This is a genomic window from Pseudomonas sp. JAI120, assembly GCF_014207255.1.
Classification (GTDB): Bacteria; Pseudomonadota; Gammaproteobacteria; order Pseudomonadales; family Pseudomonadaceae; genus Aquipseudomonas.
Genome location: NZ_JACHCZ010000001.1, coordinates 1,537,604 through 1,549,809, shown reverse-complemented (window position 1 = coordinate 1,549,809; position 12,206 = coordinate 1,537,604). Strand labels below are relative to the sequence as shown.

Annotated in this window: 10 protein-coding genes and 1 pseudogene; 5 read left to right on the top strand and 6 right to left on the bottom strand. The window is 60.1% G+C overall.

What is annotated here, in order from left to right; all coding sequences use genetic code 11:
* Positions 1-28: 28 nt before the first annotated feature.
* Together HDC32_RS07210 and HDC32_RS07205 are read right to left on the bottom strand one after the other, a co-directional pair.
* Complete coding sequence (locus tag HDC32_RS07210; RefSeq protein WP_184743203.1) at positions 29-1,366, bottom strand: alginate export family protein; 1,338 nt, start codon at positions 1,364-1,366, stop codon at positions 29-31.
* 117 nt (positions 1,367-1,483) lie between these two features.
* Entirely contained in the window at positions 1,484-2,746 is a 1,263-nt protein-coding gene (locus HDC32_RS07205; RefSeq protein WP_184743200.1) for a serine hydrolase, read from the bottom strand.
* Positions 2,747-2,884: 138 nt separating this feature from the next.
* Here HDC32_RS07205 and HDC32_RS07200 point away from each other — a divergent pair.
* A pseudogene (locus HDC32_RS07200) lies at positions 2,885-3,133 on the top strand (pectate lyase); the annotation flags it as partial.
* Positions 3,134-3,255: 122 nt separating this feature from the next.
* Here HDC32_RS07200 and HDC32_RS07195 read toward each other — a convergent pair.
* Both HDC32_RS07195 and HDC32_RS07190 read right to left on the bottom strand, forming a co-directional pair.
* The gene (locus HDC32_RS07195; RefSeq protein WP_184743197.1) at positions 3,256-4,803 is read right to left on the bottom strand and encodes a GMC family oxidoreductase; all 1,548 of its coding nucleotides are present in this window, start codon (positions 4,801-4,803) and stop codon (positions 3,256-3,258) included.
* Between the two features lie 64 nt (positions 4,804-4,867).
* Positions 4,868-5,641 (bottom strand): alpha/beta hydrolase, encoded by a 774-nt coding sequence (locus HDC32_RS07190; RefSeq protein ID WP_131699796.1) that lies wholly within the window; start codon positions 5,639-5,641, stop codon positions 4,868-4,870.
* Positions 5,642-5,729: 88 nt separating this feature from the next.
* Between HDC32_RS07190 and HDC32_RS07185 the strand changes: the two genes are divergently transcribed.
* On the top strand, positions 5,730-7,169 hold the full coding sequence (locus tag HDC32_RS07185; RefSeq protein WP_184743194.1) for an HD domain-containing phosphohydrolase: 1,440 nt from the start codon (positions 5,730-5,732) through the stop codon (positions 7,167-7,169).
* 23 nt (positions 7,170-7,192) lie between these two features.
* Here HDC32_RS07185 and HDC32_RS07180 read toward each other — a convergent pair whose 3' ends face one another.
* Entirely contained in the window at positions 7,193-8,110 is a 918-nt protein-coding gene (locus tag HDC32_RS07180) for a LysR substrate-binding domain-containing protein (protein WP_131699795.1), read from the bottom strand.
* A 107-nt stretch (positions 8,111-8,217) separates the two neighbouring features.
* Between HDC32_RS07180 and HDC32_RS07175 the strand changes: the two genes are divergently transcribed.
* Together HDC32_RS07175 and HDC32_RS07170 are read left to right on the top strand one after the other, a co-directional pair.
* Positions 8,218-8,550, top strand: coding sequence for a nuclear transport factor 2 family protein (locus HDC32_RS07175; RefSeq protein WP_131699794.1), 333 nt, complete (start codon positions 8,218-8,220; stop codon positions 8,548-8,550).
* Positions 8,544-9,320 carry an SDR family oxidoreductase gene (locus tag HDC32_RS07170; protein WP_184743191.1) on the top strand — a complete coding sequence of 259 codons (777 nt, stop codon included), beginning with the start codon at positions 8,544-8,546 and terminating at the stop codon, positions 9,318-9,320. The genes HDC32_RS07175 and HDC32_RS07170 overlap by 7 nt, the downstream gene beginning before the upstream one ends.
* 281 nt (positions 9,321-9,601) lie before the next feature.
* Here HDC32_RS07170 and HDC32_RS07165 read toward each other — a convergent pair whose 3' ends face one another.
* Positions 9,602-11,257: a methyl-accepting chemotaxis protein gene (locus HDC32_RS07165; RefSeq protein ID WP_184743188.1), complete on the bottom strand. Its 1,656-nt coding sequence runs from the start codon at positions 11,255-11,257 to the stop codon at positions 9,602-9,604.
* A gap of 301 nt (positions 11,258-11,558) precedes the next feature.
* Between HDC32_RS07165 and HDC32_RS32015 the strand changes: the two genes are divergently transcribed.
* Complete coding sequence (locus tag HDC32_RS32015) at positions 11,559-12,092, top strand: AAA family ATPase (protein ID WP_145336375.1); 534 nt, start codon at positions 11,559-11,561, stop codon at positions 12,090-12,092.
* The last annotated feature ends 114 nt before the right edge of the window (positions 12,093-12,206 follow it).

Sequence of the window (12,206 nt, the reverse complement as noted above, 5' to 3'; positions counted from 1 at the left end):
CCAGCGCGGCCGCGATGGCTCGCAGCACTTAATAGCGGTAGGTGAAATACAGTTCCAGCGCACTGAACATCTGGTCGTTGCCGAACACCTGTTTGGCGGCGGCCAGTGGCTTGACCCAGTTGTAGGACAGCGACGTATAGAACGACGGCGTGGGTGTCCAGTCGAGGAAAACCACACTTTCGTCAGCAAAGCGCCGATCGCTGACCGGTGCGCCCATGTAGTTTTTCTCGTCCAGCCAGAACTGGTAGTGAATCGCGCCGAGGGTCAGGGTGTCGTTGAGGTGGGTCTTGAGGGAGAACTGCTGAACGTTTTCGTTGCTGTTGAACAGCAGGTAGTTGCCGACCACGTCCCCGACCAGCCAGGTGCTCCAGTCGACGAAGCCTTTGCTCAGTGAATCCCAGGCTTTCTGGCGGTTGTCGGTGAGGTTGTCGTCGCCGGAAAAGCTCGCGTAGCGGTAGCCGAGGATCGGCGTCAGCGGCAAGGTGCTGAAGGCATAGTCGGCCTGGGCATACCAGGCGTTGGCATCGTAGTCGACACCCTCGCCGCTGCCACGCTCCAGCGCGTACTCGGCATTCAGCGTCAGCGCCTGTACGCCGGGCACCTTGGCGTTGAGCGCCCGCAGGTTGTACACCTGCATCCCGTCCCGACGGCGCGGGAGCGTGCTGCCTCTGGGGCCAAGGGCGTTGACCTTCATGGCCATGGCGCCGAGCGTCACCTGGTCATCGAGGTTGTAATCGAGGTTGACGCCGGTCATGCGGAAATCGCCCAAGTCGTCATCGGTACGCAAGGTGAAGGCCTGAGACTTCAGCGCGCCATGATCCCAGGCCAGGATCGCCGAATCCTTGAACGCGGTTCGCGGGCCGAGCCAGTAGGCGCCATCCTTGTACTGGTCGAGGTTACCGTCCATGACGATGAACCCCGTACCGATCATGTAGTTCTGGCGGCCGGCGGTGAGCTTCCACTCGCCGGCGCGAAAACCGCCGTAGAGTTCTTCGGCTGCGGCCTTGCCATCGGAGCTGCGGCTGAAGCCACCCGCATCGCCATCGCCGAAGGTGCTCGCCGCCACCAGGGAACCGCCCGCCAGCAGGCTGAAATCCGGTTGCAACGCATACTCAAGCTTGACCCCCGGCTTTACGTAGACCTCTTGCCAGTTGATCCTGGCGCCGCCGTTTTTACCGTTGCGTGCATCGACCTGGCCGCTGCCGAAGTTGACGCCACGGGTAAACAGCGTCGCCCCACCCGCCGTGAGATTGACTTCACCCTTGAGGTTGCCGTCCTCAAAGCTGTAGCCCGCCAACGCGACGTGGGTGGTCAAGGGTAAGCCGAACGCTAACAGCGCTCGGGAAAAACGCTTGGTGAAAACCATAAGAAGCTCCTGTGGAATTATTGTTGTTACAGGGCAGTCAATGGCGACGCAGGGCGCCGCCAACACATGGGCAAGCCAGGTGAATAGAACGCAAGACTCTTATTGTTTGGGCGTGGATCAGTGACTCAGGTGCGCGGTGATCGCGCGCAGCATGCGCACGCTGTCGTTATCGAACGGGCTGACCGCATCGGTGAGCGACGATTGCTTGACGATCACCACGCCGGACGGCTTGTCGATGAACAGGTATTGGCCGTGGATCCCTCCGGCCATCAGGGCCTGGCTGTGGTCGTTGAACACGTACCACTGGCTGCGATAGGACGCACCTGGCGTCCAGCTGGAGAACTCGGCATTTTGCGCGTAGATCGCCGGATCAGAACCGGCGGCGATACGGGCCACGGTCTCGGGCGACAGCAGCTCAACACCGTCCTGGCGACCGTCGTTGGCGAGCAGGCGGCCGAAGCGTGCCATGTCTCTCAAGGTGGCACTGAAGCCCGCCCCGGCAACGTTACGGCCCCAGGGATCAGCCATGAAATAACCGTCGCGCTCGCACCCCAAGCGCCCCCAGATCTGTTCCAGCATCTGACTGCACGCCTGGCCCGAGGCACGTTCCATGACCCATGCCAAGACTTCGGTGGTGGCGGTCACGTAATGGAAAAAGCCGCCGTGTGCGCCACGTTTTTTCAGTGACGGCAGGTATTGGTACAGCGATTCAAACTGGGCGTATTGCGCCGGTGCCGGCTGGAAACCGCAGGCATAACCGTACTGCGAACTCTCGGAGGCGGGATCGTCATACACCTCGCTGTAGTCGATGCCCACCGCCATGTCGAACAACTGACGCACCGTGGCATCACCAAACGCACTGCCCACCAGCTCAGGCACGTAGTACGCGGCGGGCAGCTCGGGCTTGAGCATGCCGTTGGAAACCAGTTGTTCGCCGAGGGTGCCGATCAGCGACTTGGTCACCGAGAACATGATGTGCCGGTCATCCGCGCGCTGGCCGTTGAAGTAGCGCTCGAACAACACCGTATCGCCCTGCATCACCAAAAAGGCGTCGGTCTGGCTGGCCACAAGGTGTTCGATAACGCTGATGCTCAGCCCACACTCGCTGTCGAAATACAGGCGGTCCAGCGCCTTGGGCGTTTCCTTGAGCTGACCGGCAGGCATTGAACCCGCCGCCACATCAATCGTGGGACGCAGCCGCGCCAGATGACGGAACCCCCACTGGCTGAAGGGCGCACGCATCCAGTTGTGCCACGTTACTCGGTGATTCGGCTCGGCCGGGAAGCCCTGCATCAGCGCAGGTGCCACGCGGGTTGCAAAGGACGACTCGTTGGCCTCGACGTAAAGAGTCGCCAGTACAGAGGGGATTTTAAGACTCATCGGGATAACCCTGAAAATGACTCTGCGTGGGAGCAGATGCACAGGAATAATTATCCGATATTTTATTTTAGTCAATAAAACATTTTACTCGATATCTATACGATCAATTGTACGACAGCAAACCAGTGGCAAGGAGGTCCCTCGAGAAACGCCCATCGCGTGGGCAAGAACGCGAAGATCTTTTCCGAGGTCAATGCCTTCGCAATCAGCGGTATCAGCCGTTGCGACACGATCAGCGTCCACCTTGACACCGGCTCAATCCTCAACGGCAGCGCATTAAGCTGCTTGTGGAGTTCAAGCATCGGCTGGAGCCTGCCGTACAGCTGCACCCCGCTGGCCGCCGATAAGGTCGCCGCCGACGTCAAGGCCAAGGCCGGCGCGAACTGAGAACACCAAGCTTGAGCGATGACGAGCAGCCCGACGGCCTCTCGGCAATCAGCGTTCGCAGCTCCGACAAGCATGATTTTCAGCTGAATGTCATTCATAACGCAGCGCTGTGGCCGCGGCTGTCACACCTGCGCAGCGAGGATAAGATCTGCTGCTCGTTCGGCGATGACGACGCACGGCGCCATCGTGTTGCCGACGGTAATTCGCGGCATGATCGAAGCATCAGCGACGCGCAGTTTATCGATGCCATACACGCGCAGTTGATGGTCGACCACCGACATCGTATCTCGGCCCATTTTTGCGGTGCAGGACTGGTGCCAGTAAGTCACGGCAGAGTTGCGGATGAACTGCTCCATAGCGCGATGTTCTTTCGGACCGGGCACGACTTCGCGTTTGACCAGCCCGTTGAAGGCTTCGCTGTTACCGAGCGCCCTGCACAGGTCGATCGACGCATACGCCGCGATCATATCTTCGGGCGCGCTCAACGAGTTCGGCTCAATGAGTGGGACATCCAGTGGCCCGGCACCCGACAGGCGCACGCGCCCTCGACTGGCAGGCCTGGCCAGCCCAGCGAACATTGTCCAGCCCTGGTGTGGCGGCTCAATCGCGACCTCAGGCGGAGAGGGGACTGCAAATGCCAGTTGACACTGCAACAGGTCCGGGACATCCAGGCGACTGTCGCTTTTCCAGTACAAAGTGGTTTCGCACCCGCCGCTACCGACTGCCTGGGGGCGTAGATACTCCCACGTACAGCCAAAGGCGAGATGGTCCTGAAGATTCTGGCCCACGCCGGGAAGGTGATGGGGGGGTGCGATGCCGTGGTTTCGCAGTTCATCTTCCGGGCCGATTCCCGATTGCATGAGCACCTTGGGTGTCTGCACCGCGCCCATGGACAGGATGACCTCGGCTGCGGCATAGAAGCACTGCCGTTCGCCGGCGATCAGCACTTCGACACCGATAGCCCGTGTACCGATAAGCAATAGGCGGGTCACCAATGCCCCTGTCAGCACCGTCAAGTTCGGATAGTGCAACCGTGGCCGGATGTAGGAGTCGTAAACAGATTCGCGCTTGCCCTGGTTAATGCGCAGGTCGGTAATAGCGATCCCGCCCGGGCCTTCCATCATCTCGCCATTGGGACTGTCGAACCGGGGGATACCCAGACGGCTGGCCGCCTCCAACGTTGCCCACGCGAGGGGTTGAGGCGTGGCCGGCTGTTCGACATGCACGGGGCCACCTGAACCACGCCGAGTGGCATCAGGGCTGCCTTGCCAGTTCTCGATCCTGCGGTAGTAATTGAGTACCGAATCGTAGCCCCAGGCCGGGTCGCCGGACTCGGCTGCGAAATAGTCCCAATCGGAGCGGTGCCCGCGCGACCAGACCATCACATTGATGCTGGAGCCACCGCCGAGTCCCTTACCCATGCTCAGGGATAGCCGTCGACCATTGAGGTGCCGATTGGGTTGCCCCTCGAATGCCCAGTCGCGCGTTGAACCCAGGTTCATCGGCCATTGCGCCGGTTCGACAACCTCAGGGCCCGAATACCCCTCGCCAGCTTCAATCAGCAAGACGCGTGCGCTTTGCTGATCGGCGAGACGGGCTGCGACCACGCAGCCCGACGTACCTGCACCGCACACAATGAAGTCATAGTGTTGATCACGCAGATGATTCATGCGCACGCTCCGTATCGATGCAGCGATTGAGTTTGCGGTTATCAGTGGCGTCATTTCCCTGCGATCATTTCTCGCCAACGCTGTGCACTGCCTTAAGAATCACTGCGGCGACCTCGGCCGGCTGTGACTGCTGGGGAACATGGCTGGTGTGCACCTCTGCCAGGGTGGCACCGATACGCTTGGCGGCAGAGCGCTGGACGTCGGGGTGGATCATCCGGTCTTCGGTGGCTAGCAGATACCAGGACGGTTTGGCCTTCCAGGACGCGACGGTCGTTTTATCGTCGAAGGCAGATGCCTTGATGGGACCTTGCGTGGCGGTCATGACGGCGGTCTGGGCTGCCGGGAGATCCTGGGCGAAGTCCTTGGCCATGCCTTCCGGCGTCAAATAGAGAAAACCGTTGGCGTCTGCCTTGATCTGACTGATGCCAGGGGGCGTGGGCGCGCCTTTACCTTGTTCGCCGCTGGTTTGCCCGGCCTCCGGCGCGAAGGCGGCGACATACACCAGCGCGCTGACCTTCGGATCGCCACCGGCCTCGGTAATCACGGTGCCGCCCCAAGAGTGCCCGACTAGAACCACCTTACCCTGCTGGTTACTCAAGACGCGGCGCGTAGCGGCAACATCGTCGGTAAGTGAGGTGAGCGGGTTTTGCACAACCGTAACGGCCACCCCTTGGGCTTGGAGCAGTGGCACCACTTTGGCCCAATCGGAGCCGTCGGCGAACGCGCCGTGTACGATCACCACGGAGGGCGTTGTATCCTGCGCATGACTGGCGCTTGCGATGAAGGTGCCGGCTAGGGCAAAGGCGACGGTAGCGATTTTCGATTTGAATGTTTTCATTGGATGAGCTCCTGTTCGGGAGTTCAAATTCTGCTGACTAGCCTGCAGTGTGGGCATCGGTCAATTATCCGACCCGGGGACATTTTTCATGGATAGTGTGTTGCAACTGGACATCTCCCTGGACGGGGCGCTGGCGACGATCGCCCAGATCGGTGACCTCAGCATGGGACAACCACTCGGTCATTCCCGGCGTGTTGCCGCACTGGCGCGGATGCTGGCGCGGGCTCGGCACGGCGACGGTGAGCACCTGAGGGTAGCGGAACAGGTTGCCTTGCTGCGCTGGTCCGGTTGCACCGCCAATGCCGAAGGCTTTGCGGATTTGCTGGGCGACGACGTCGATGGCCGCCGCGCGATGCTCGATTTGACGCTGGGCAATGAGCAAATGAACGCGGTGCATCAGGCAACCCCGCTTGCCGTCGTGCACTGTGAGGTGTCTGGAGCAATCGCCAAAACCCTCCAGCTCGGTGCCGCCGTCGAGGCAGGCGTGTGTCGCGTGTTCGAAACCTACGACGGCACTGGCCGGCCACTGGGCCTGACCCATGAGCACATTCCAGAGGTCGCCTATCAGGTAGTACTTGCAGGTGATCTGGACATTCTCCGTCGTGCGCACGGCCTGGACGCGGCGCTACGCTGGATCAGAGAGCAGTCGGATCGGCGCTACCCGGCGTCGCTAGTCTCGTTGCTTCTGGGGAACGCAAAGGACTGGCTGGCGGATTTGGAAACGCTTTCGAAAACGGTTGACCACGCGCATGAGCAGCGTTGTGTCTCATTGACGTTGGTGGGCGACATCATCGACTTGAAGCTCCCGTGGTTGGCAGGGCATTCGCGGCAGGTAGCGCATGTCGCCGTGGAAGCTGCACGCCTGTGGGGGCTGCGGGAGTCCACTTTGACAGAAATTGGCAAGTCCGCGCTCATCTACGGTCTCGGCCGGGCGGCCGTTTCGAACCACCTTTGGAATACCGCAGGGACGCTGCCATACGGCGCAGCAGAGCGGGTGCGCCTTGTCCCTTACTGGACGCAACAGGCGCTTAGGCCTATCACTGAACTGGCCGTACCCGCAGAGATTGCATCCCATGCCTATGAACGGCTCAACGGCAGTGGCTATTTTCGAGGCGTGGCGGGTGATGCGCTGTGTGCCGAGCATCGCCTGTTCGCCACATCGGTAGCCTGGGTCGCGCTAACGGAAGCCAGGCCATGGCGATCGGCCCACGGCGAAGCGGATGCAGCCAGGTTACTCAAACAGGATGCTGGCAGTGGCTTGTTCGACAACGATATTTGCGAAGCAGTAATTGCCGCCGCAGGGGGTGAGCGTCGCATGCGTCAACCGAAGGCTTCGGTACTCACGACTCGCGAGTGCCGCATCCTGCTGGAGATCAGCCGTGGCGCCAGCAACAAGCAGGTGGCGCGGCTGCTGGACATCAGTCCGAGTACGGTTCGCACGCACGTGGAAAGCATCTTTCGCAAACTGGAATGCTCGACCCGGGCAGCCGCTACCTTGAAGGGACTGACACTGGGGTTGATTGCCTGAGCCTGGTCCCGGTCATGCCTGGATCATGCGAGCCCGTCCTCGACGGCCTGACTGGCGCGTGCCAGGTCGATGAACGCCTTGGCTGCCGCGCAGGGGTTGCGGCGGTTCGGGTAGTACAGGCACAGCTTGTCTCTGGGCGGTGTCCAGTCTTCCAGAGTCCGCGCGAACAGTCCCGCGCGGATTTCGTCGCGAACGTCCTGCTCCATGAAAAAGCCGAGCCCCATGCCTTCCTGCACCGCAAGCTTGACCACGCTGGATTCATCCAGCGTAAGCGGCCCGCTCACGTCGAGACGAATCACTTCTGCGTCCCGCTCGAAATACCACGGGAAAATCGCCCCATTCGGTAGTCGAACGCGGATGCATTGATGCTGGAGCAGCTCGGATGGCGTTCGCGGTTTGCCGTGTTTTTCGAAGTACGCCGGCGAACCGACCACAGCGTACCGTTGCGGCTGGCCGAGAGGGATCACAATCATGTCATTGGGAACGAGGCTTGTTGAGCGCACGCCGAAATCGAAGCCGTCAGCAACGATATCCACCAGACGGCCTTCGGTCACGAGATCGATGTGTACTTTCGGATGATGCTTCAGGAATTCCATCACCAGTGGCAGGAGCGCCGATCGGGCAGCGCTGGCGAACGCATTGATACGCAGCGTGCCCGAGGGCCCGGCGTTATGTGATCGCACTGCATCGAGTGCAGTGCGCAAATCCTGCAAGGCTGGTCCCACCTGCTCCAGAAATATCCTGCCCGCTTCGGTAATGGCCACGCTACGGGTAGTGCGATTGAACAGCCGCGATTCGAGACGGGCTTCCAGTTGGGCAATGGTGTTGCTCAACGCGGTGGTGGAGACGCCGAGATCGATAGCGGCTTGCCGAAACGACCCCCTGCGTGCGACCGCGATAACAGCGTCCAGCTCACTGAGGCCTATACGATCTTGTGACATTTATTGTCCTGAATTTCGGGATAGGTCATAAAGTTAGTCCCAGTTGAGCAAACTATCCGTCAGGTAGCAAGATCGCTTCATACAACCGCATTCTGGAGAACGAACACATGACACCTCAGCTTCCCGACGTCGTGCAGACGTACTTTGCAGTCAGTAATGGTGGCGATGCAGCACAACTTGCGAGCTGCTTCTGCGCTGACGCCACGGTTTGCGATGAGAGAAAAACATACGAAGGAACAGCTGCCATCGAAGCCTGGCAACGGGAGGCACGCAGTGCGTTCATCTATCAGGTCCAACCACTGCAGGTCCTGCAAGGGCAGGGCAGACTGACGGTCATTGCGCACCTTGTTGGGAATTTCCCCGGTAGCCCGGTACAACTGAGTTACGTCTTCACGCTGGAGGGCGGTCGAATCCGTTCCCTGGAGATCACGCCATGCTGAATCTAGGTTTGACTGGCAAGCGGGTCTTGGTCACCGGTGGCACCAAGGGCATCGGCAAGGCTGTCGTCGAGTTGTTACTGGCCGAGGGCTCGAAGGTCATTACCTCGGCCAGGCAGGTGGACGTTGAAATACCGGGCGCTCTTCTGATTGCGGCTGATCTTTCGACCCGGGAAGGTTGTGACGTGCTGATCGCCGCGATCCAACAGCGGCTGGGGGGCGTGGACATAATGATCCATGTCCTGGGTGGTTCGTCGGCACCCGGCGGCGGTTTTGCTGCGCTGGACGAGGAACAGTGGCAACGAGAGCTCAGCCTGAATCTGTTGCCTGCGGTGCGCCTCGACCGCGCCTTGCTCCCGGGTATGCTGGAGCGCAAGGAGGGGGTCGTTATCCACGTCACCTCCATCCAGAGTCGGCTGCCACTGCCGGAAGCTACAACAGCGTACGCGGCGGCCAAGGCCGCACTTTCGACGTACAGCAAAAGTTTATCGAAAGAGGTTTCGCCCAAAGGCATCCGCGTGGTTCGGGTTTCGCCGGGCTGGGTTGAAACCGAAGCGTCGGTCGCATTAGCCGAGCGACTCGCGCAGGAGGCAGGTACTGACTATCAAGGTGGTAAAGAGATCATCATGAAAGCACTTGGAGGTCTCCCACTCGGCCGCCCGTCCACGCCTTCCGAAGTTGCTGACCTGATCGGTTTCCTGGCTTCGTCGCGAGCAACATCTATCACGGGAAGTGAGTTTGTGATCGACGGCGGAACGGTACCAACGGTTTAGCCGTCTGTTTGCAGGAAGGCGCAAAATACTGCCATAGCGGCCATCGTTTGGCAGCACGCATACCGGCGGCTACTACAAAGCACGCCAGCGCTTGCCGGTTGAAATAGTCTCCAGCTTGGTTCGACGCAGCAGCCATCTGATCAGCGCGCACTGCGCTGATACGCAACTGTGGATGGAAAGACCGGTTCGCCTGGCCGATGACACGACGATACCTGCGTCCTGCGCCTAACCGGGGGCCATTTCTCGCAGCAACGCGGCTCGCGATGAAACGGCAACAGACCCTAGAGCTGAAAGCGCGAGATGTTCTCTCGCAATGTCACGCTGGTGCGTGCCAATCCTTCGCTTTCCTGCTGAGCGCTGCGGAAGGCTGCAGCGGATTGCTCGGCGCTTTCGCTGACGGTCACGATGCCCCGGCTGATCTGCTCGGCAACGGTACTCTGCTGCTCGGCGGCAGCGGCGATTTGGTGGTTCATGCCGTTGATCCGCTCGATCATGGTGACGATCGTGCTCACCGCTTCACCGGCCTCGGAAACACCGGACACCGACTGCGCGCTGGAGCGCTTGCAGCGTTGCATATGCTGCGAGGTCTCGTCGGCAATTTTCTGCAGACTGGCGATCAGCCCCTCAATCTCTGAGGTGGCCTTCTGGGTACGCTGTGCCAGGCTGCGCACCTCGTCGGCTACCACCGCGAAGCCGCGTCCGGCCTCGCCAGCACGGGCAGCTTCGATGGCTGCATTGAGGGCCAGCAGGTTGGTCTGGTCGGCCACCGACTTGATCACTTCAAGCATGCTGCCGATATTGCCGGTTTCATTCTTCAGCCGGCCCATGGCCATGTTGGACTGTTCGATTGTCTCGGCCAGCTCGCCGATCATGTTGACGGCATCTTTGGCCTTCTGCTGGCTGTACAGGGCCGCGCTATCGGCCTCGCTGGCGGCACTGGCGGCGGATTCGGCATTGCGCGCGACATCCTGCACGGTGGCGGCCATTTGGTGAACGGCGGTGACAATCTGCTCGACCTCGCACTGTGCCATGGCCACGCTTTCGGCGTTTCTCAGGCTCGACTGGCTAAGCTCCTGGCTGGATTGGGCCACGGTCTGTGAGGACAGGTTTACGCCCCTGGTCATGTCCCGCAGGCTCTCCTGCATGCTCAGCAGGGCGGCCATGATGCTGGCTTGTGGTGGCTCAAGCGTGCGCCCGCTGGCGCGCAAATCGCCCTGGGCAACCCGTTGGGCGAGCTGGTTGAGTTCACTCGGTTCGGCACCCAGCGCGCGCAGCAGGTTGCGGCTGATGACGTAGCCCAGTACCGCTGCGAGTAAGACGGCCAGCGCAGTAATGGCGAGCAGCAGGTTGCGTTGTGACAGATAGTTTGCGTCATTTTCGCTGACCTGCCGGTCTGCTTTCTGGTTGGTGTAGCGCAGGTATTCGCCAATTGCCTGGGTCAGCTCGGCCAGTAAGGGGGTGCACTGCTCGCTGACCATGCGCAGGGCCTCGTCGTTTTCACCCTTGAACAGGTGTTCGGCAATGGTGTGCGCTACCGGTTTGTAGCGGCTCTCGACCTGCTCGATGGTTGAGAACAGTTCACGTGCCTTGGGCGACACATCACCATGGCTATCAATTGCCTGGCGTAGCGCGGCGAGGCTGCTGGTCACCATTTGTTCGTTGACGGCAATCGCGCCCCGCTGCTGTCCTCTCTCGGTGACATTGCTGTTCAAGGCGATGTTACGCAGGGCAATCGCGCGCTGGGCGGCGGCGTCGTTCAGTGTGTTGGCCAGGCGGGTGCGTGCATCAACGCCATTAACGTAGAGGAAAAATTCCTTATTGCTGTTAGCCAGGGCGTACAGCGAGATAGCGGCAATCAGCAACATAAACGCGAGCAGGCTGGCATAGCCGGCATAGAGACTGGTCCGTGTCGAGAGCCGGGGAGTGTGCGATGGCATATGATGTACCTGCGTAATGGGAGGAGCAATTAGAGGCACCTGCAAGGGTATGTATTCGCCCTTGGTCCGCATCCTGCGCAGGTATTCTTTTGTTCGACGGCCACGGGTAGCCGCGTTATTTCCTGGTCAGTTGAAACTTGTACAGGTTTTTATGTTTGTACAAGTCTTGTACAACTATATTGGGATGATGTCGTCATGACATCATGCAATCCCGATGAACGGTCAGTAACCTCCGGTTTCCGGCATTGACGTAAAATCGCCACCCCAAAAAATTCAGCTTGAATAGCGAGAAGGTGCTTCGATGCAACGGGTGATGATTGTTGGTCAACCTGGGTCTGGCAAAAGCACGTTGGCGCGTAAGCTTGGTCAGCTCACGGGCTTGCCGGTCGTTCATATCGACACTATCCACTGGCAGCCAGGTTGGAGAGAACGAAGCCGGGACGAGAAGACGCAGCTTTGTCTTGAGGTCGAGGCCCGTGATTGCTGGATATTCGAAGGTGGTCATTCAGCCACTTGGGACAACCGGATGGCCCGTGCAGATGTCTTGATATGGATTGATCGTTCGGCGACGCTTCGATTCTTGCGCGTACTGCGCAGAACGCTGCTCCAACGCGGTCAGTCGCGGCCTGACTTGCCGCATAACTGCCCCGAACTGCTGGCGAACCTGCCGGAGTTTTTTAGATTCATGTGGCGGACGAAAAAATCAGCGCGCGCAAAAATGCAGCAACTCGTCGCAACTGCGCCCTCGGCTTGCCGTGTGGTTTATCTGCGGTCTAATCGGGATACTAGGATTTTTCTCGCGAGCATTGGACATTCTACTGGCCAGACTCCCTGAGCAGTGCGTACCGATCCTGGTGACGGATGCCGGATTTCGTCGTCCCTGGTTCCAGGCCGTCGAAGCCAAAGGCTGGTAATACCGCTTCTGGCCGGAAACTGCACCTCGTGAACA